Origin of the sequence: Streptomyces sp. NPDC088157 (assembly GCF_044741545.1) — a bacterium.
Lineage (GTDB): Bacteria > Actinomycetota > Actinomycetes > Streptomycetales > Streptomycetaceae > Streptomyces.
Genome location: NZ_JBIUSU010000016.1, coordinates 1 through 19,796, shown reverse-complemented (window position 1 = coordinate 19,796; position 19,796 = coordinate 1). Strand labels below are relative to the sequence as shown.

Sequence of the window (19,796 nt, the reverse complement as noted above, 5' to 3'; positions counted from 1 at the left end):
TTGTATCTCCGGTGCTTATCCGGACGGGGTTCATTGTGGCAACGCATGGGTCCACACGGTGTGGACCTCTGGGCACTGCCCCGAAGGAGATGTGACATGGCTACTGGCACCGTCAAGTGGTTCAACTCGGAAAAGGGATTCGGTTTCATCGAGCAGGACGGCGGCGGCCCCGACGTTTTCGCTCACTACTCGAACATCGCCACCCAGGGCTTCCGTGAGCTCCAGGAGGGCCAGAAGGTGAACTTCGACGTCACGCAGGGCCAGAAGGGCCCGCAGGCCGAGAACATCACGCCCGCCTGACGCGAAGCGTACTAGGCAGCTGGGGCCCGCACCACGTGGTGCGGGCCCCAGCTTGCTGCTATTCCGGGATTCCACCGGAATTCTTTCAGTCTCATTTTCGGCCTGGTTTCCAGGCCGGGTTTCCGGCTCGTGCTTGCAATTCGTCCGGCTCGTTGCTGCCGGGAATTCCTCGATGCGTGCCCCGTCGAGGAAGGTTCTCCCATGAACCGTTCAGCTCGCACGAATGACCGCTCCGAGTTCGCGCTGCCGGTCACCGTCACCCCCGCACTCCCCGCCGCCGCGACCTTCGGTGAACTGGACATGCCGACCGAGTTGCTGGAGATGCTCACCGGGCACGGCCTCCACGAGCCGTTTCCGATCCAGGCCGCCACGTTGCCGAACTCGCTCGCGGGCCGTGACGTCCTGGGCCGCGGGCGCACGGGGTCGGGCAAGACGCTCGCCTTCGGCCTGGCGCTCCTCGTACGCACGGCCGGCCGGCGTGCCGAGGCCCGCAAGCCCCTGGCCCTGGTCCTGGTCCCCACGCGCGAGCTGGCCCAGCAGGTCACCGATGCGCTCACCCCCTACGCCCGGTTGCTGAAGCTGCGGCTGGCCACCGTGGTCGGCGGCATGTCGATCGGCAGGCAGGCCGCGGCGCTGCGGGCCGGGGCCGAGGTGGTCGTCGCGACTCCGGGCCGACTCACGGACCTCGTCGAGCGCAAGGACTGCCGCCTGGACCGGGTCGACATCACCGTCCTGGACGAGGCCGACCAGATGGCCGACATGGGCTTCCTGCCCCAGGTGACCGAGCTGCTCGACCAGGTTCGCCCCGCGGGGCAGCGCATGCTGTTCTCGGCCACGCTCGACAACAACATCGACGCTCTGGTCCGCCGGTACCTCCACGACCCGGTGGTCCACTCGGTCGACCCGTCGGCGGGCGCGGTCACCACGATGGAGCATCACGTGCTTCAGGTGCACGGCGCCGACAAGTACGCCACCGCCACCGAGATCGCCGCCCGCGAGGGGCGCGTGCTCATGTTCCTCGACACCAAGCACGCCGTCGACCAGTTCACCCGGCACCTGCAGGGCAGTGGCGTCAGGGCCGCCGCGCTGCACAGCGGGAAGTCGCAGCCGCAGCGCAACCACACCCTGGCCCGGTTCAAGGACGGGCATGTGACGGTACTGGTGGCGACCAACGTCGCGGCCCGCGGCATCCACATCGACAACCTCGACCTCGTCGTCAACGTCGACCCGCCCGCCGATCACAAGGACTACCTGCACCGCGGTGGCCGTACCGCACGCGCCGGCGAGTCCGGCAGCGTCGTCACGCTGGTGCTGCCCAACCAGCGCAAGGACATGGCCCGTCTGCTGTCCGACGCGGGCATCAGGCCGCAGATCACGCAGGTCCGCTCCGGCGAGGCCGAGCTGAGCCGTATCACCGGCGCCCAGGCTCCCTCCGGCGTCCCCGTCGGCGGCAGCGCACCCGCCGCCGCGGAGCGGCCGAAGCGCGGCGGCGCCCCCTTCCGCGGCATGGGCACCACCCCGGGGCGGGCCGGCCGTGGCGGTGGCGAGTCCCGCCGGGCCGCGGAGGCCCGCCAGACCGCCGAGGCCCGCGCCGCCGCCCGGGTACGCCGGGGCGGCCAGGGCAGGCCCTGAGGCCCTGCCGGGCACGCACCCCGGGCGCGGCACGGCGATGGGCCGTGTCCGACCCTTCGTGTCGGATCAGCGGGCGGCGTCCGGTGCGCCGCATCGCACGGCGGAGGACGACCCGCGTACTGGGCGTACTCGGGTCGTGCGACGACGCGGCGAGGTGCCGTGGCTGTCGTGTGCGCCCGCCGGAGATCACGGGACAACCCTTAGTGTCGTCGGCATGAGCGAAGACTCCCTGCGTCTGGTCACCGTCGAGCGGACCGGTACCGGTCGGTTCACCGCCACGAACGCGCGCGGCGGCACGATCGACTTCGGCACCGGCGCCGATTCCGACCAAGGCGCCGACTTCACCCCGGTGGAACTCCTGCTCGCGGCGATCGGCGGTTGCACCGCGGCCGACGTCGACGTCGCCACCGGGCGGCACGCGGAGCCCGCCGGGTTCACCGTCACCGTGACCGGCGACAAGATCAGCGACGAGCTCGGCAACCGGATGACCGACCTCGCGGTCGCCTTCTCCGTCACCTTCCCGGACGGCGCGTCCGGCGACCGGGCCCGGGCGATCCTGCCCCGGGCGGTCGCGATCTCCCACAACCGGCTGTGCACCGTCAGCCGCACGATCGAGGTCGGCACGCCCGTCACCGCGACGGTCGCGGACGCCTGACCGCACCACGGCATCTCCGGCTCGTTGTCTGCGGGCCGGTGACAAGCGCGCCGTCGAGCCCTGCGTTCTTGTGAGCACTTCCCGGTCGCGCGCTCTCCGCGGTTCTACGGTCCGCCTATGAACACGAGTCGTGGCAGAGGAAGGACGTGGTCCGGCGCGGCGCTGGCGGTGCTGCTGACCACGGGGGCGCTCACCGCAGCCGCCCCGGACGCTCAGGGAGACGACGCCCGGACCGAGACGCCCGTGGCGTCGACGCACCCGGCCGACGGCGTGACCGAGTCGCTGGTGCGGGTGAAGGCGCCGTTACCGCGGTCCTTCGGGGACCGTCCGGCGGCCTGCGACCGGCTGTCGTATCTGCGCTACCGCTCCGCCGACGGACCGGAGGCGTCGGCCGACGCGGACCGGATCCTCGTGGCCCAGCCCGGCATCCTGGAAGGTGCCGGAGCGTTCGACAGCGTCGCCCGAGGCACGGTGGCGAAAGCCGCCGCGCAGGGACGGCACATCGAGTTCTGGGCCCTGGACCGGCGCTCCAACTGCCTGGAGGACCGGACCGGCATCGCTTCCGGCGACCAGCACACCGCCGTCGACTACTACTACCGGGGCAAGCGGGTCGACGGCCGGGTCTTCGGGGGCTTCGTCGGCGACGGCAGGCTGGGGTGGATGGCGAAACTCGGCATCGAGCAGACCGTGCGCGACGAATACGACCTGCTGGCACGTGAGTTGCCCGACCAGGGCGTGCGCAAGAGCAAGGTGCTGTGCGGCGGGCATTCGCTGGGCGGGGTGATCACCGGGTACTTCGCGGCGGCCGACTTCGACGGCGACCCCGCCACCGTGGCGGACGCGGGACACAACCAGTGCGCCGGCTACTTCGCCCTCGACACGACGATCTCCACCTCGCTGGCAGACCTGAGCGGCAGCCTGCCCGACGACACCAACCTGCCGGACGTCGGGCTCGGTTACGCGGTGGTGCAGGCGGGGCTCGACACCGGGGTGCTGCCGCGCTCGCTGTCCGCGCCGGTACTGCTCAACCCGGAGACCATGACCCTGCTGGCCATCGCCGGCCTGGGCGCCGTACGCGACCCGGACGGTGAGGCGGACCTGCCGTCCTACCTGCCGTCCGGCATCAACATCGAGGCCACCAACCGCTTCCTGTTCTCCAGGGACACCGCCACCTTCCTCACGGGTTCACCAGGGGTGAAGGACTTCCGGCTCACCAACGCCACGGTGCTCGGGTCGCTGATGGACGACAACTCCGTACCCCTGGCGTTCCTGCAGAGCAGCGTGGGCCTCTTCGACGGCGGGCCGGTCACGGACAAGAACTTCCCGGCCGCCAACGGGAGTTCGCAGCCGACGCAGCTGTTCGGCGTCGCGTACAAGGCCATCCCCGCGCAGCCGCACGGGCCGCTGTACAGCTGGCGCGACTACGACCGTGTCGGCGACGCCGACGACCCCGGGTACCGGTCGGCCGACGGTACGCCGTTCACCGACGCGGGCAAGGAGGTCACCGACCTTCAGGAGCTGGCCCGCAGCCTGGCTGAGCAGCCGCTCGACTTCACCGAGCAGTACTTCCCGACCAAACTGGTGACCGACATCCAGCTGGCCACCTCACCACAGGTCAAGAGGCTGGTCGTCCATCCCGCGGGACTGACGGCCAACCCGACGCTCACGGTGCTCGCGGGCGACGGACTGCTCGCCGGCCGCATTCCGGCCGACCTGCACCCCGTGGTCGCCGCCGGCTACCAGCATCTCGACGTGCTGACCGCGGCGCCCGTGCAGAACAACGGCCGGCCCGAGGCCGTGGGGACCGCGCTCGCGACGTTCGCCCGTTCTCCCCGGTAGCCCTTGTCCCACACGTGGGCAGGGCCCGGGAGGATCTCCTCCCGGGCCCTGCCCACATGCCGTGCCGCCGGTGCGGGTCAGACCCTGCCGGCGGCGAACGTGGCCGCCGCGGAGGCGTCGGCGGTGTAACCGAGGTGGGCCAGCACGTCGTCCCCGCCGTTCTCACAGATGGGGTCACCGCCGGCGCAGAAATCGATGGTGCGGCTCTGGTAGGTGCCGGTGACGCTCTTGCCGAGGGCCCGGATCGGGTTGCCGAACAGCAGGACCGCGGCGACCCTCGGCGCGACCGCCGTGGGGAGGGTCGCGACGATGGGACTGCCGACCACCGCGCCCGCGCTGCTGATCCCGATGGAATTGTCGACGACGTTCGCACCCTGCGAATAGCCGACGAGAACGAAGCGCTGATTCGGGCAGGCCGTCGCCTGCTCCTCGACGTGGTTCACCAGATCCGCGTTTCCCTGCGCGGCCGAGGTGAGGGAAAGGTTCGCGGGATAGTTCACCGCATAGCTGGAGAGTTTCTTTCCCGTCAGTTTCTTCTGGAGTGCGGAGAACACCGGGTCGCCCACGATCAGGCCGAGCGTGCCCGGTTCGAAGGTGCCACGAGCTGCCACGACGTCGACGTCCGAGCAGGCGGCGGCCGCTGCCGCGGGCGCCGAGAGAGTGGTGAGGCCGGCACTTCCGGCCAATGAGAGCGCGGCGAGACACAAGCGGATACGCATGGGGATCCTTTGCGGGTGGGGCGCGTGACGCACCTGATGAAAAGGACAGTCCCGAAGGTATTCGCGTTCTCTTGCCACGTGTTATGGACGGGAATTCAGAAATTCACCCGGTTTTTGTACCGTCGTGAGTGGGTCGGGTTCTAGCGGCTCGGGTGCGAGTGATTCGGGCCGGGGTTTCCATGCGCGGGCCGGTCAGGAGCGGTTCGCGGAGCGCAGGGCGAGGATCAGGTCCAGGCGGGCGCCAGGGTCGTGCAGGGCGTCGCCGAACAGCTTCTCCAGCTGGCGCAGGCGGTAGCGGACCGTCTGCGGGTGGATGTGGAGCCGGGCGGCGACCTCGGGCACGTTGCTGCCGCTGAGCAGCCAGGCCGACAGCGTCTCGGCCAGCCGGGCGCGCTGCCCCTCGGAGACGGTGTCGAGGGGCGCGAGCGCCCGCGCCTCCAACTGGGCGAGCAGCGGTTCGTCACTGTGCAGCAACAGGGTGGACAGATGGTCGGCGCACCGCACCACGCCCTGTCGGGGCAGGATGCCGCGGCCCATCAGCCCCAGCGCCCGCGTGGCCCAGCGCAGCGACTGCGCGGCCTCGGTGACGGGGACCGTCGGGCCGATCGCCGCCGGGCGTCCCTGGAGGCCGAGGACGAAGGACCGGCCCCCGAACCGCCCGGAGCCCTCCGGGTCCGGCACGAGCACACGCGGCGGCCGTGACTCCATGTCCGTCAGCGCCCCGGGCATCGCGGGCGGCCGATCCGCCGCCTGCGGGTCCCCGCCGGCCGCCAGCGTGACGACGGCGACCTGCGAGGGCACCCGCCAGCGTGCGGCGTGTGCCAGGTCCTGCACCGCTTCCGCGGACACCGGCCCGTCGCCCAGCAGCAGATCGAGCAGGCGTCGGCGGCGTCGTTCCAGCTCGTCCGTGCTGTGCGACCGTGCCTCCGCGTATCCCTCGGCGGCCGCCTCCGCGACCTCGTGCACGGTTTGGAACGCCAGTTCGCCGAGTGTCGCCACGGCCGCCGAGTCCAGCCCCAGTTCCTCCGCCGTGCGGCCCATCAGCCGCCAGGCGTGCAGACCGCCCACGCGCAACGCGGACTGCAGCGCGTCCAGGCTGCGGCCCTCGACGGCCTCGCCGCGCCCGAGTTCGTAGTACGTCGCGGCGATGGCGGCTCCCTGGCCGCGCGGGTCGGCGATGTGATCGACGAACAACGTGAGCGCCTGCACCACTCCGGCCCTGAGGTTGCGGCCGTAGTTCCCGTCGGCGGGCCGCGCGTACTCGGGGACCTGCCTGCGGACCTCCTCCTCCACCTCGTCGGCCACCCTCTCCAGTTGGGCGCGCAACAGCCCGGCCAGGTCGGGCGGAACCGAGACGGTTCCAGGTTCGGCGGGCAGGCCGCGCGGAGTGGGGACAGCCACGACGGACACTCCTTTCACCCGGAGGCGGCTCGCCCACGGAGCGCTGCCCGTGGGACGAGGGGGACGTCCTGTGTCGGACGGACGGCCCCTGCGCTCCGTTCCGTGCCCCGGCTGCGCCGAGGTCACGCCGGCACTCCCAGCGCACCGGCGAGCATCGGCCACGAGGCGGCGAACTCCCTCCTCCAGTAGACCCAGCTGTGTCCTCCTCCCGCGTAGTAGTGGGTGGTGGCCGGGACGCCGAGGAGCGCGAGGAGGTCGGTGAAGGCGTGCGCGGAGAGCCACAGGGTGCTCTCCAGTGCCTCGGGCAGCCAGTCGCCGACGCCGCCGACCACTCCGCTGCCGCTGGACACGTAGAGGGGCGTGCCGCGCAGACCGGCGGCGCGGGCGCGCGGGTTGAAGTCGCGCCAGGTGAGGGCGTTGAGGATCGGATTGCCCCAGAGCGAGTGGGGAGCCAGGCTCTCGCGGGCCACGATGGCGTCCAGGAGGGTGGGCACACCGGGAGCGGTGGTGTCGAGGATGCCGCTGTAGGAGGCCGCGGCGGCGAACAGGCCCGGATGGCGGGCAGCGTGCGCCATCGCTCCGTAGCCTCCCGTGGAGACCCCGGCGACGGCCCGCACACCGGACGCCCGGTAGTCGCGGGCCAGCAACGCCGGTACCTCCTGGATCTGGAAGGCCTCGTAGTCGGGGCCGCCGCGCCACGCGCTGGGGATACCGGTGGGGCCCGCGTCCGGCATGGCCACGATCAGGTCGCGGCCCGCGGTGAAGGCCTCGATGTCCGTCTCGCGGGTCCAGGACGTGTAGTCGTCGTGGGCACCGTGCAGGAGGTACAGGACGGGGTACCGCCGCTCGGGCCGGGCGTCGAAGTCCGACGGCAGGATCAGCCGGACCGGCGCGCTGCGGCCCAGCGCCGGGGAGGACAGGGACACGTCGAGGGTGCGCGGTGCCAGCCGGGTCGTGGCCCCGGCGCGTCCCGCGGCGCCGGTGGCGCCGAACAGGGCGGCCAGTCCGCCTGCCGCCGCGGCCCGGGTGACGGCGCGTCGGGACGGTCGGTTCGTGTGCTTCGGCATGGCGGCTCCTCAGTCCGGTTACGCGGGTCCGCCCGGCGCGGCGAGCAGCTGCCGCAGATGGGCGGCGATCTCGTCGACGTGCGGCGGGTCGAGCAGCGAGAGGTGGTGGCCCGGGACCGGTACGACCGTCAGACGCGGGCACACCTCGTCCCAGCCGAGGGCTTCGTCGTCCCGTTCGTACGCCGGGTCGCGCACGGTGTGCGGGGCCGGTTCGGTGGCCCGGTACAGCACCACGCGGCCGTCGTGGCGGTCCGGACGGTGGGCCTCGCCGATCCTCAGGTCCAGGTAGGAGGCACGCTGGTGCTCCAGCGCGGCGGCCGGTACCGCGACGGCCCCGCTCAGGGCGCGCAGCACGAGGTCGATGCGCTCGCGGTCGTCGTCCATCGCGACGAGATCGTCGTACGGCAGGCGCAGCCTGACCCCGTAGGTGTCGGCGACGTGCCGGGCGAAGCCCGTGAAGTGGGCGCGGACGCGGTCGGCGGGCGTACGGTCGGGCGAGGGGAGGGGCCGCACCGGGTCGATGAGCACGACCAGTGGCACGGTACGTCCGGCGGCGGTGAGTTGGCGTGCCGTCTCCTGGGCGACGAAGCCGCCGAAGGACCAACCGCCGAGCAGACAGGGTCCGTCGGGGTGGGCGGCGGTGATCGCCTCGGCGTAGCGGCGAGCCTTCTCCGGCACGGTACCGGCGTCCTCCAACCGGTCCAGCCCGTGCACCGGACGGTCGTCGCCGAGGCGTTCGGCGAGTGCGCGGTAGACGTCGGACCGGCCGCCGGCCGCGTGGCACAGGAACAGCGGCGGCAGGGCGCCGGTGGCGCGCAGGGCCCGCAGCGGCGAGGACGCGGCCATCGCGGTCGGCGCGGCGGGGAGCGCCTGCTGGATACGAGCGACCGCTTCGTCGACGGTGGCGGCGCCGAGCAGGTCGCGCAGCGGTAGTTCGATCCCGAACTCGCGTTCCACGGCGGTGCGGATGCGGACGGCCATCAGAGAGTCCAGGCCAAGGTCGGCCAGTGCTGTGGCGGGCGCGATCCGGGCCGTCGGGTGGCCGGTGACGGCGGCGATGTGGTGGCTGAGGCGGGCGGCCACCGAGGGCGGGCCGTCGGCTTCCTCCACCGGTGCGGCGGGCCCGGCCCAGCGATCCACGGTCGTTCCGGTCGCCGTCGCCGTCGCCGTCGCCGTCGCCGTCGCCGTCGCCGTCGCCGCGACGGGGGCGCGGCCGTCCGTCCACCAGTACCGGGTGTGCCGCCAGCGCGGTGCCGGCAGGTCGACGACGCGGCCGGGCGGCAGCGGCAGGGGCAGACCCGCGGCGTACAGGGCGCCCATCCCTGAGAGGAACGCGGCGGAGCCGTCCGCGTCGCGGCGCACGGTGCCCACGGCGAGGGCTCCGGGCACCGTGTCGGTCACCGGCCCAACCAGGACCGGATGCGGCGAGATCTCGACGAAGGCGGTGTGACCGTCGGCCGCGGCCGCCGCGAGGGCCCGGTCCAAACGCACGGGCCGGCGAAGGTTCGCGGCCCAGTGGGCGGCGTCGAACCGGCACTCCCCGCGGGGGTCGTCGAGGACGGTGGAGTAGACCGGGATCCGCGTCGGCCCGCCCCGGACGTCGGACAGGGCGGCGGTGAGTTCGGGAAGGAGCGGGTCCACCTGGGGCGAGTGTCCGGCGCCGGCCACCCGCATCGCCCGGGCGGCCCGGCCCCGCTCCTCCAGTCGGCGCACGAGCCGGGTGACCGCGAGCTCGTCACCGGTGACGACCTTCTGCCGGGGCGAGGAGTGGACCGCGACCTGGACGCCCGGGAAGTCGCTTTCCAGGGCGTCGAGTTCGCCGTCCTCGAGGTCGACCACGGCCATCGCGCCGCCGTGCAGCCCGCTCAGCAGGCGGGCCCGTACGGCGACGATCCGGGCCGCGTCCGACACGTCCAGGGCACCCGCGCAGACGGCGGCAGCCACCTCGCCCATGGAGTGACCGATCACGGCGGCCGGTTCGACGCCGTACGAGCGCCACAATTCGGCCAGCGCCAACTGGTAGCCGAACAGCACGGGTTGGGCGATCTCCAGACGGTCGAGGGCCGCACCGCAGGCCAGCTGGTCGTAGAGGGAGAACCCGCAGGCTGCGGCGAGCCGGGCGTCGAGCTTCTCCACGGCGGCGGCGAAGGCCGGTTCCTCGGCCAGCAGCCGGCGTCCCATGCCGGGCCACTGGCTGCCGTACCCGGAGAACACCCAGACCGGGCCGCGCCCGACACGATCACGATCGCCGGTCAGCACGCTCGCGTGCGGCCGGCTCTGCGACAACGCGTCCAGCGCCTCGGCCAGTTCCTCCCGGTCGTGGGCGACGACGGCGGCGCGCACCGGCCCGCGCCCGGTGCGTCCGGCGAGCGTACGCGCCACGTCGGCCGCACGCGCGGCGCTTCCCTCCGGCGTACGCAGCCACGCGGCGAGCCGGGCCGCGGTGTCCCGGACCCGGTCGGTGTCGACGTCGGACAGCAGATGCAGCCGGGCGGCCGGCTCCTCGGCCGGGGCAGACGGCCGCACGTCGGGCCGCCATTCCTCCAGCACCGCGTGGGCGTTGGTACCGCCGAACCCGAAGCCCGACACCCCGGCGGTGGCCGTCCCGCCGTAACGGGGCCACGGCTCGGGCTCGGTCACCACCCGCAGTCGCACGTCGTCCGGGGCGCTGCCGCCGGCGCAGTGCAGCGAGGGCGGAACCCGGTCGTGATGCAGCGCGAGGACCGTCTTCACCAGTCCCGCGATGCCCGCGGCGGACTCCAGGTGGCCGAGGTTGCCCTTGACGGAGCCGAGGAGCAGCGGCTGGTCGGGGTCTCGGCCCGCGCCCAGCACCGCACCGAGCGCGCCCGCCTCGATCGGGTCGCCGAGCGGGGTGCCGGTGCCGTGCGCCTCGACGTAGTCGATGTGCGTCGGGGACAGCCCGGCCCGCGGGTAGACGGTGCTCAACAGGGCCTGCTGCGCGGCCGGGTTGGGCGCGAGGAGACCGTTCGAGCGGCCGTCGGAGTTGACGGCGGTGGCACGGACGACGGCGAGGACGCGATCACCGTCCCGCTCGGCTTCGGACAGCCGTTTCAGCAGCACGGCCGCGCATCCCTCGCCGCGCCCGATGCCGTCGGCCGCCGTGGAGAACGGCTTGCAGCGCCCGTCCGGCGCGAGGGCGCCCGCCCGCGCGAAGGCGACGCCGACGACGGGCGACAGCAGCAGGTTGACCCCGGCGGCGATCGCCAGGTCGCTCTCGCCGGTGCGCAGGCTGACACAGGCGTGGTGCACGGCGACGAGTGAGGACGAGCACGCGGTGTCGACGGCCATGCTCGGGCCGCGGGTGTCCAGGACGTAGGAGAGTCGGCCCGCGGCCACACCGAGCGCGGCGCCCGCCGGGGCCCACGGATCGACGGCGCCCGGATCGGCGCCGGTCAGCTGTCCGTACTCCGGGGCACAGATGCCGACGAAGACGCCGGTTGCCGTGCCGGCGAGAGCGGCGGCCGGGACGGCGGCGTGGTCGAGGGTCTCGTGGACGACCTCCAGGAGGATCCGCTGCTGGGGGTCCATCACCCTGGCCTCGCGCGGTGTGACGCGGAAGAAGTCGGCGTCGAACCCGGCGATGTCGTCGAGGTAGCCGCCGTGAGCGGGTGCCTCGGCGGGCGGGAAGACGGTGAAGTCGCGCCACCGGTCGCCGGGGACCCGCCCGATCGCGTCGACCCCGTCGTCCAGCAGCCGCCAGTAGTCGGCCGGGCCGCGCACCCCGCCGGGCAGCCGGCAGCCGACCCCGATGACCGCGACGGGCTCGCCGGGCGCTGCCGGAGGAGGGGACGCGGGCGTCGCGGGGAGGTGCCGCGCGTCCGGGCCGCGCAGTTGCGCCACCAGCGCCGCCAGGGTGGGCGCCGACCAGAGCAGCGTCGCCGGCAGCTCGCGGCCCGTGAGCCGGGACAGCTCCCCGGCCAGCACGACCGCGTCCCGCGAGGACATGCCGAGATCGGCCAGCGGCAGGTCCATCGGTACGTCGTCGCCGGTGCCGTTCCAGGTGGCGACCCGTTCCGCGATCAGGCGGCGCAGCGCGTCCTCGTCGACGCCCCTCATCGCGTCGTCCCCGCGACGAAGGCGCCCGCCAGATAGCGGGCCCGGGTCAGGGCGCGCGCCACCTTGCCGCTGGACGTCCGCGGGACGGTGCCGGGAGCGACGAGGAGGACGTCGGCGAGCCGCAGGCCGTGCCGGGCGGAGACGGCCGCGCGCACGGCCCGCACCAGGGCCGGTACGTCGATCGCGTCGAGGCCGGTGGCCCGGCTGTGTTCGGCCACGAGGACGACGCGCTCGCCCGCGTCGCCCGGCACGCCGAAGGCGGCGAGCCGGTCGCGGCGCACGGCCGGATGCGCGTCCTGGGCGGTGGCCTCCACGTCCTGCGGATAGTGGTTGCGGCCGTCGACGACGATGAGGTCCTTCAGCCGGCCGGTGACGATCAGCTGTCCGTCCAGCGTTGTGCCCAGGTCACCGGTGCGCAGCCAGCCGCCCGCGGCGCCGGCCAGGAGGGCGCCGAAGACACGCCGGCTCTGCGCCTGGTTGTTCCAGTAGCCGCGCCCCACGTTGGGGCCCCGCACCCAGATCTCGCCGACCTCCCCGTCGGACAGGGGGTCGCGGGAGACGGGATCGACGATGCGAACCCGCTGACCGGCAGGGGCGCCACAGCCGGCCAGCTGCACGGCGCCGGCGTCGTCCGGCCGCGCGAGCAGGGCCTTTCCGGCGGCGAGGGCGTCCCGGTCGAGAGCGAACCGGCGCAACGGCTCGCCGGGGCGGGCGGCGCTGACGAAGACGGTGGCCTCGGCGAGCCCGTACGACGGACAGTGGACGTCCGCCGCCAGTCCCTGGTCGGCGAACGCCGCGTGGAAGCGGTCGGCGGTGCCGGGCCGGACCGGTTCACTGCCGTTGATCAACGCGGCCACACCGTCGAGCCGCAGCTCCGTCTTCTGCGCCTCGGTGACGGCCGCGACGCAGTAGTCGTAGGCGAAGTTGGGCGCGGCGCTCACCGCACGCGGATGGGCGGCGAGCAGCCGCAGCCAGCGCGCCGGCTCGCGCAGGAACGCGGCCGGGTCCATGAGGACCGACAGCCTGCCCTGTACGACGGGAGCCGCGACGCTCAGCACGAGCCCCATGTCGTGGTAGAGCGGCAGCCAGCCCACGCAGGTCACCGGGTGCGCGTCGGCGCCGTAGGCGGTCAGCGCCTGGCGGGCGTTGGCGACCACGTTGGCGTGGGTGATCTCCACGCCCGCCGGAGCGCGGGTGGACCCGGACGTGTACTGGAGATAGGCGGTCGCCCCGGCGTCCGGCGCGGCCGCGGGCCGGTCCCGGGCCATGGAGTCGGGCACCTGGTCCACCGCGACGGCCGGGACGTGCGCACGCTCGCAGAACTCCGCCACCTCCGCCATGGCCCGGCTCGAGGTCACCACCACCGCGGGACGCGCGTCGGCCAGGACGCCGGCGAGCCGGTCCCCGTGCCCGGACAAGCCGGGCGGATACAGCGGTACGGCGACCAGCCCGGCGGCCAGCGCCGCCAGGAAACCGGTGACGTACTCGGTTCCCTGCGGGCACAGCAGCGCCACCCGCGCCCCCGGCCCGGCCTCCTCGGCGAGCCGGGCCGCGAGCGCCCGAACCCGTAGGTCCAGGCTCTTCCAGGTCAGCGTGCGGTGTACGCCGCGCGAGCGCGGTCCGGGATGGTCGACGAAGGTGAACGCCCGGCGGTCGGGGGCGGTTTCGGCCCAGTGCCACAGGTACTCGGGCAGAGTCCGGTACGCGGGCGCGAGCGGGGGGCGGCTGCTGTCCATCGGGCGGGACTCCTCACATCGCGGTGTCGGCTCGCGGGTAGGGCGGATCAGAGCGGGATGTTGCCGTGCCGGCGTTCCGGCATCGGGGCGCGTTTGCCGCGCAGCGCGCGCAGGGCGCGGCAGAGGTGCGCGCGAGTGTCGCGGGGGGCGATGACGGCGTCGACGTAACCGCGTTCGGCGGCCGGGTAGGGCGTCCCGTGGGTGGCCTCGTACGCCGCGACGAGAGTGGCGCGCAGCTCCTCGGGATCGGCGGCGGCGGCGAGTTCACGCCGGTGCAGCACGCCGACGGCGCCCTGCGCGCCCATGACCGCGATGCGGGCGGTCGGCCAGGCGAGGTTGAGGTCGGCACCCAGGTGTTTGGAGCCCATCACCGCGTACCCGCCCCCGTACGCCTTGCGCACCACCACCGTGAGCTTCGGGACCGTCGCCTCGGCGTAGGCGTACAGCAGTTTGGCGCCGCGCCGGATGATGCCGGCCCGCTCCTGGCTGACGCCCGAGAGGTAGCCGGGGACGTCGGCGAAGGTCAGCAGGGGTATGCCGAACGCGTCGCAGAACCGCACGAACCGCGCGGCCTTCTCGGAGGCGTCGATGTCGAGGACGCCGGCCGCGTGCAGCGGCTGGTTGGCGACGACCCCGACGGTGGTGCCCTCGACCCGGGCCAGGGCACAGACGATGTTCGGCGCGAACAGCTCCTGCACCTGGAGCAGTTCACCGTCGTCGACGACCGCGTGCAGGATGTCGCGCATGTCGTAGGCCTGACCGGGGCGGTCGGGGACCACCTCGTCGAGCCGGGCCCCGACGGGCGGGGGCGTGGGGGCGTACTCCGGCGGTCGCCCGAGGTTGTTGGCGGGCAGGTACGAGAGCAGGTCGCGTACGGTGTCGAGGGCGTCCTCCTCGTCGGCGGCCAGGAAGTGGGCGTTGCCGTTGACGGCGTTGCTGGCACGGGCGCCGCCCAGGTCCTCGGCGGTCGTCCGCTCGCCGGTGACGGCTTCGATGACGTCGGGCCCGGTGACGAACATGTGCGAGACGCCGTCCACCATCACGGTGAAGTCGGTGATGGCGGGTGAGTACGCGGCCCCGCCCGCGCAGGAGCCCAGGACGACGGAGATCTGCGGGATGACCCCGGAGGCCCGCACGTTGCGGTGGACCAGCTCGGCGTAGAGGGCGAGCGAGGCGACGCCCTCCTGGATCCGGGCGCCGCCGGAGTCGTTGAGACCGATGACCGGACAGCCGGTCTTCAGCGCGAGGTCCATGAGGGCCACGGTCTTCTCACCGAACGCCTCGCCCATGCTGCCGCCGAAGACCGTGGAGTCCTGGGCGAACACACAGACCTGCCGCCCGTCGACGGTGCCGTACCCGGTGACGACTCCGTCGCCGTAGGGCCGACGGGCGCCGTCCCCCGTGGGTCTGGCCCGGACGAACAGGCCGGTCTCCGTGAACGAGCCTTCGTCCAGCAGCCGTTCGATCCGCTCCCGCGCACCGAGAGCCCCGTGTCTCCTGGGTGTGCCGGGCACCACCGCCTGTGCCCGGCGGCGTTCCAGGTCCGCGATGCGTTCGGCGGTGCGATCCGCCGTGCCCGTCGCTCCCCCCGTCGCCGTTGCTTTTGCCGTCGCCCGGGACGTTGTCGCCTCTCGCGTCACAGCCACCTCCGAAGTGGTTCTCGAATATGGCAGCGATGCGGGTGCGGCCTCCGGCTGTCGCCGTTCTGTGTGCGTGAGTTGAGTCCTCGGGGGCGGAGGTTCGTCCTGGTGTGACAAGGACGACGGCCGGATGCCCGTGCGGTTCGGGACCGGCGGCGTCAACCGCGCGCAGCGGCACGGGAGTTGGCGCGGCGCGGCGGTCGGGCACCGGCAGCACCGCGGCCGCGCCGGGCCGTGCCCCCGTCGTTCACCGCGCCGGGGGCCTGGGATAGGGTCCGTCCGGTTCCGGCTACCGGGTGAAGACGCGCCGGTACGGGGAGTGGCGGAGGGCGGCAGAGCGATGGAATCGCAGGTGGGCGACGGCAAATCCGTGGACCTTGGCGGCGAGCGGTTGGAGACGTTGGCTCCGGAACCGCTGCTGACCCGGGACTACGAGACGCGCCCCTCGCTCGTGTACGAGAGGCTCAGGCAGCGGCACGGTGCGGTCGCGCCGGTCGATCTGCTGGGGGTGCCCGCCTGGCTGGTCCTGGGCTACCGCGAGTCGCTCGAGGTGCTCCAGGACGACGCCGGGTGGCCCAAGGGGCTGGAGAAGTGGCGGGCCCGCTCGGAGGGCAGGGTGCCGGCCGACTGGCCGCTCGGACCGTCCCTCGAGGTCAACCATGTGCTGATCCAGGGAGGTCCCGGCTACCGGCCGTTGCGGACGGCCTGGGACGCGGCGCTCAAGCCGTTCCAGGACCCGCGCCACCCGCAGGCCAAGCGGCTGAAGACGGCCGTCACCGCCTACGCCGACGAACTGATCAGTCTGGTGGGACAGGCCGGTGGCACGGGCTGGGCGGATCTGTCCGCCCAGTTCTCCCGGCCGCTGCCGCTGATGGTGGCGAGCCGTCTGCTCGGCTTCCCCGGCTCGCAGGGCGACGACGCGCTGATGGACATGTGGCGGGTACTGGACGCGGGCCCGGACGCGGAGCCGGCCCTGGAACGGCTGCTGGCGGCGCTGGCCGAACTGGCGGCGGGCAAGCTGGAGAAGCCGGGGGAGGACTTCCCCTCGTACCTGCTGGCCGCGCATCCCGACCTCTCGCTCGACCAGCTGGCCCGCGAACTGTTCATGCTGCTCGGCATGACCTCCGACCACGTCGGCATCCTCATATCCAACACGGTGGTCGAGGTGATCTCGGGGGAGGGCGGCGTGCGTGCCAGCCTGTCCGCCGGGATGGTCAGGGAGAGCATGAACCGGGTGGTCATGCGCAAGCCGCCGCTGGTGAACTTCGTGCCGCGCTTCGCGGCCGAGGACACCCGGCTCGGGAACTACACCATCCGGGCCGGTGACCCGGTGTGGGTCTCCTCCGCGGCTGCGCACGCCGACCCGCTCTTCGCCGGACATGTGGAGTCGGGCACCACCGTCAGCACCCGGGCACACCTGGCCTGGGGCGCGGGCCGTCGCCAGTGCCCGGCGCGCGAGCTGGCGTCGACGGTCGCGGCGGTCGGTGTGGGCCGGTTGTTCGAGCGGTTCTCCCACCTGGACCTCGCCCTGCCCGTCGACCAACTGCCGTGGCGCTCCTCGCCCTTCATGCGGGGCCTGCGCTCGCTGCCCGTACGGTACGAACTCGCCACGCTGCCGGAGCAGCCGTCCTCGCAGGCCCCGGCCGCGGAACCGACCGGCACGGAACTGCCCGATCCCGCGGTCCGGCAGCGCTCGTCGCTGTGGAGCTATCTGACCGGTCTGATCGGCGTCGGCCGCTGACCCCGGGGCACACCACCCGCGCCTCGGGACCGGGACCGCATCGCACTGTCGGGCCCGCATCGCACTGTCGGGCCCGCATCGCGCTGTCGGGCCCGCATCGGACTACGGCCGTAGCAGGACCCGGCCCAGTTCGATGCGGCCGATCTGCGGGGCCCAGCCCGTCGCGTTGCGGAAGGTCACGGAGTTGGCCCCCTCCCGCAGGTCGACGGGGACGCCCAGTGTCCAGTAGTCGTGCGGGCTCCAGGTGTTCTTGAAGGCGACCCGCGTCGGCGCTCCGGAGCCGACGGTGAGGTCCGCCGTACGGGACATGATGTCGGTGTTGTAGGCGTGGCCGTTGTCGCGGCGGTCGTCGTGCGCGTAGTGGACGACGAGCACATAGCGGCCGGAGTCGGGCGCGTGCACCGTGAACTCGGCTCTGGAGTCAGGGCTGTTGCCGAGGTCGGCGACGCACGAGCCACCAGGGGCATGGGCGGAGTCGACCAGCTTCGCCCCTCCGGTGAGGACGGCGGACGCGGCATCGTGGGAAAGGACGCCCGCGGTCGAACCCGCGCCCGAGACGTCGAGGGACCGGACGGCGGCGTTCCGCGCGGTCACCGCGACGCGGTTGTTGCCCGCCACCAGATAGAGCCGCAGTGGCTCGTCCGGCGCCGCCGTCACCCGCTCGCCGTGCAGCGTCAGTCGTACCGCCGCCGAGGACCTCGGCACGACCGTGTAATAGCCGTCCACAGGGGCGTGGACGTCGAAGACGGCCCGGTCGCCCTCACTCAGGAGGAGGGCGCCCGTGCCCACTCCGGCGGACGAGGAGTAGTCGTACGACGGCCCGCCACCGATGTCCGCGAGCGTCGCCTCGTACGACGCCGTCGGCGCGCCGGTGAGCGCGGTGAGGTCGATGCGGTCGAGGGTGACCTCGGCGTCGCCCTTGGCGAGAGTCAGCACATGGGTGCCGGCCGGCAACCCGACGGTGAGGTCCTTCTTGGCGCGATGGGCCCAGTTCTGTGTCGAGGGGTATGTCACCGTGACCGGGTCCGCGCCGTCGACGAGCAGTTTCTGGGTGGCGGGAGCGCCGGACCCGTTGCCGTACAGGATCGCGAGGTCGTACGTCCCGTCCGCCGGGACCGTCACCGTGAAGTCGACCCTGCTGGAAGCGGTGTCGAGGGGACCGACGTCCTGCGTGCCGGAGGCCGCGTAACCGTTGGCGTCGACGACCGTCCCAAGGGTGTTGACCTCGCCGCCGGTGATCACCGCGTCCTGGGCCTCGTACGACGCCGACCAGGGCACCGACACGGCGGACGGGGCGCCGGCGCCGCCCGGGGTGAGGACGACCCGGTACGCGGACATCCGGCGCCCGCCGCGCAGCGGGACGGTCACCGAACCGTCGTCCGCGACCTCGCATGCGGTACGGGCGAGGATCCGGGGAGCGGCATGCGGGCCCTCGTAGCCCGACCAGGCGGCCTCGGCGACGGTCGCGGTGACCGTGCGGCCGAAGACAGCCCGGGGGACGCCCCGCACGACGACGTCCACGTCGCCGTCCGAGCCGCCGAGCAGCACCTGGGCCTGGCGGCGCGCCGTGTCGAGGGAGGCGAGGCCCTGGAGGGTGTCGACGGTGTGGGGCTGCGGCGGGGTGACCTCCACGGTGTCGCCGGTCAGTCCGGCGTACCAACGGAAGAACCACCAGCCGCCGTTGGGGATGTTGGTGCGCACCACGTTGCCGTCCAGGTTGCCGGCGGCGTCCCAGTAGGCCTGGTTGGCGTACACCTTGTTCCGCTCGAACATCGCCACCCACTGCACGAGTTGTCCCGGCACGGACAGATCACGGCGGTTGGCGTACTCGTCGATGCTGATCCTCAGCGGTGCGATCCCCAACCGCCGCTCGATGCGGCGGTAGTCGTCGTGGTGGGCCTGGAAGTCCCGCAGCGAGTCCGGGCTCAACTCGTGCCAGGTCACCACCTGGGGCAGCACGTTCTCCCGCTGGGCGAAGGTGAGGAAGTCGTTCATCAGGCGGGAGTGGTACCCGGTCTCGTTGGGTCCGGCGATCCTCGCGCCGGGGGCGAGCGCGCGGATATGCCGGTACACGGTTCTCCAGTCCGCGAAGAACCGGTCGCGATTGGTCTCGTACCGCTCCTGGTCGCCGACGCCGAGGTCGTACCAGATCCAGTCCGGCTCGTTGAACGGGATGTGGACGAAGCGGTCGCCGTGCGGGTCCGCCGACACCTCCTTGACGATCGCGTCGACCTTGGGGAGGTAGTCGTCGATGCCCAGGTTCTCGTACGGCCACTCGCTGTAGACGTCCTGCATCATCACGTTGATCTCGCCGCCGCCGTTGCGGAAGAACGCCCGGGACACGGAGAGCGCGTCCCCGTTGGGGTGCTGGGCGCCGCCCTCCGGCTTCTGCGTGATGCTGGTGATCTTCAGCGGGGCGAGAGCGGCGTCGCTGGGCACCCCGTCGTCACCGATGCCGTACAGCGCGCCGTTGGCGCCGAGCAGCACCGGGCCTTCGGAGACCGACAGGTCGACGACGAGGCGCTGCGGGGTGGCTGTGGGTGTTGCTGCCGACGACGCTATGTGACCGGTCACATCCATGGGGCGATTCTGATCGGTCGCACAGGGGCCGTCAAGGGAGCGTGCCGGGGGAGGACGGGGAGCCGGCCGCCTGACGCCGCTGGGTGGCCGGCGGTGCGGGTGCTGCGGGTGGCGACGGTGGAGGGCCGGGCGGGTGCTGCGGGTGCTGCGGGTGCTGCGGGTGCCGATGGCCCGAACGGGTGCCGCGCCGGTTACCGCCGCACGGTGAGCAGGCGGAGCGGATGGGCGACCCGGAAGGCGTGCGCCGCCGCCTGGGCCAGGCCGGATCCGGGTCGCTCCGGCGGCTCCCCGTACGGCCGGGGGGGGGGGGGGGGGGGGGGGGGGGGGGGGCGGGGGGCGGGCGCGCGCCGCCCGCCCCCCCCCGCCCCCCCCCCCGCCGCCCCCGCCGCGCGGGCGCCCCGGCCGCCCG

The 19,796-nt window shown here is 73.2% G+C and carries 12 protein-coding genes; 5 read left to right on the top strand and 7 right to left on the bottom strand.

Going from position 1 to position 19,796, the window contains the following annotated elements; all coding sequences use genetic code 11:
* Nucleotides 1-96 precede the first annotated feature (96 nt).
* The 4 genes from ACIPFH_RS41090 to ACIPFH_RS41075 all read left to right on the top strand — a co-directional run bounded on the left by ACIPFH_RS41090 (nucleotide 97) and on the right by ACIPFH_RS41075 (nucleotide 4,426).
* Nucleotides 97-300, top strand: coding sequence for a cold-shock protein (locus ACIPFH_RS41090; protein ID WP_020125862.1), 204 nt, complete (start codon nucleotides 97-99; stop codon nucleotides 298-300).
* A gap of 201 nt (nucleotides 301-501) precedes the next feature.
* Nucleotides 502-1,932, top strand: a complete 1,431-nt coding sequence (locus ACIPFH_RS41085) for a DEAD/DEAH box helicase (RefSeq protein ID WP_401834857.1) — start codon at nucleotides 502-504, stop codon at nucleotides 1,930-1,932.
* Nucleotides 1,933-2,146: 214 nt separating this feature from the next.
* Nucleotides 2,147-2,587, top strand: a complete 441-nt coding sequence (locus ACIPFH_RS41080) for an OsmC family protein (RefSeq protein ID WP_401834856.1) — start codon at nucleotides 2,147-2,149, stop codon at nucleotides 2,585-2,587.
* 117 nt (nucleotides 2,588-2,704) lie between these two features.
* Nucleotides 2,705-4,426: a hypothetical protein gene (locus ACIPFH_RS41075; protein WP_401834853.1), complete on the top strand. Its 1,722-nt coding sequence runs from the start codon at nucleotides 2,705-2,707 to the stop codon at nucleotides 4,424-4,426.
* 77 nt (nucleotides 4,427-4,503) lie between these two features.
* On the opposite strand, the gene ACIPFH_RS41070 is transcribed toward ACIPFH_RS41075, so the two are convergent.
* The 6 genes from ACIPFH_RS41070 to ACIPFH_RS41045 all read right to left on the bottom strand — a co-directional run bounded on the left by ACIPFH_RS41070 (nucleotide 4,504) and on the right by ACIPFH_RS41045 (nucleotide 15,066).
* Complete coding sequence (locus ACIPFH_RS41070) at nucleotides 4,504-5,145, bottom strand: cutinase family protein (protein WP_401834851.1); 642 nt, start codon at nucleotides 5,143-5,145, stop codon at nucleotides 4,504-4,506.
* Nucleotides 5,146-5,337: 192 nt separating this feature from the next.
* Nucleotides 5,338-6,546 (bottom strand): PucR family transcriptional regulator, encoded by a 1,209-nt coding sequence (locus ACIPFH_RS41065; RefSeq protein WP_401834848.1) that lies wholly within the window; start codon nucleotides 6,544-6,546, stop codon nucleotides 5,338-5,340.
* A gap of 122 nt (nucleotides 6,547-6,668) precedes the next feature.
* Nucleotides 6,669-7,613 carry an alpha/beta hydrolase gene (locus tag ACIPFH_RS41060; protein WP_401834845.1) on the bottom strand — a complete coding sequence of 315 codons (945 nt, stop codon included), beginning with the start codon at nucleotides 7,611-7,613 and terminating at the stop codon, nucleotides 6,669-6,671.
* An 18-nt stretch (nucleotides 7,614-7,631) separates the two neighbouring features.
* Nucleotides 7,632-11,690 (bottom strand): beta-ketoacyl synthase N-terminal-like domain-containing protein, encoded by a 4,059-nt coding sequence (locus ACIPFH_RS41055; RefSeq protein ID WP_401834843.1) that lies wholly within the window; start codon nucleotides 11,688-11,690, stop codon nucleotides 7,632-7,634.
* Nucleotides 11,687-13,426 (bottom strand): fatty acyl-AMP ligase, encoded by a 1,740-nt coding sequence (locus ACIPFH_RS41050; protein ID WP_401834841.1) that lies wholly within the window; start codon nucleotides 13,424-13,426, stop codon nucleotides 11,687-11,689. The genes ACIPFH_RS41055 and ACIPFH_RS41050 overlap by 4 nt, the downstream gene beginning before the upstream one ends.
* Nucleotides 13,427-13,473: 47 nt before the next feature.
* Nucleotides 13,474-15,066 carry an acyl-CoA carboxylase subunit beta gene (locus ACIPFH_RS41045; RefSeq protein WP_401835043.1) on the bottom strand — a complete coding sequence of 531 codons (1,593 nt, stop codon included), beginning with the start codon at nucleotides 15,064-15,066 and terminating at the stop codon, nucleotides 13,474-13,476.
* Between the two features lie 340 nt (nucleotides 15,067-15,406).
* Between ACIPFH_RS41045 and ACIPFH_RS41040 the strand changes: the two genes are divergently transcribed.
* Nucleotides 15,407-16,807 carry a cytochrome P450 gene (locus ACIPFH_RS41040; protein ID WP_401834839.1) on the top strand — a complete coding sequence of 467 codons (1,401 nt, stop codon included), beginning with the start codon at nucleotides 15,407-15,409 and terminating at the stop codon, nucleotides 16,805-16,807.
* A 102-nt stretch (nucleotides 16,808-16,909) separates the two neighbouring features.
* Here the strand turns inward: ACIPFH_RS41040 and ACIPFH_RS41035 are convergent, their stop codons facing one another.
* Nucleotides 16,910-19,387: a CBM35 domain-containing protein gene (locus ACIPFH_RS41035; protein ID WP_401834836.1), complete on the bottom strand. Its 2,478-nt coding sequence runs from the start codon at nucleotides 19,385-19,387 to the stop codon at nucleotides 16,910-16,912.
* Between the last annotated feature and the right edge of the window lie 409 nt (nucleotides 19,388-19,796).

Coding starts and splice junctions, on each gene's coding strand:
- ACIPFH_RS41080 (WP_401834856.1), top strand. CDS start 2,147: ATGAGCGAAGACTCCCTGCGTCTGGTCACCGTCGAGCGGACCGGTACC.
- ACIPFH_RS41060 (WP_401834845.1), bottom strand. CDS start 7,613: ATGCCGAAGCACACGAACCGACCGTCCCGACGCGCCGTCACCCGGGCC.
- ACIPFH_RS41085 (WP_401834857.1), top strand. CDS start 502: ATGAACCGTTCAGCTCGCACGAATGACCGCTCCGAGTTCGCGCTGCCG.
- ACIPFH_RS41075 (WP_401834853.1), top strand. CDS start 2,705: ATGAACACGAGTCGTGGCAGAGGAAGGACGTGGTCCGGCGCGGCGCTG.
- ACIPFH_RS41070 (WP_401834851.1), bottom strand. CDS start 5,145: ATGCGTATCCGCTTGTGTCTCGCCGCGCTCTCATTGGCCGGAAGTGCC.
- ACIPFH_RS41090 (WP_020125862.1), top strand. CDS start 97: ATGGCTACTGGCACCGTCAAGTGGTTCAACTCGGAAAAGGGATTCGGT.
- ACIPFH_RS41040 (WP_401834839.1), top strand. CDS start 15,407: ATGGAATCGCAGGTGGGCGACGGCAAATCCGTGGACCTTGGCGGCGAG.
- ACIPFH_RS41050 (WP_401834841.1), bottom strand. CDS start 13,426: ATGGACAGCAGCCGCCCCCCGCTCGCGCCCGCGTACCGGACTCTGCCC.
- ACIPFH_RS41035 (WP_401834836.1), bottom strand. CDS start 19,387: ATGGATGTGACCGGTCACATAGCGTCGTCGGCAGCAACACCCACAGCC.
- ACIPFH_RS41055 (WP_401834843.1), bottom strand. CDS start 11,690: ATGAGGGGCGTCGACGAGGACGCGCTGCGCCGCCTGATCGCGGAACGG.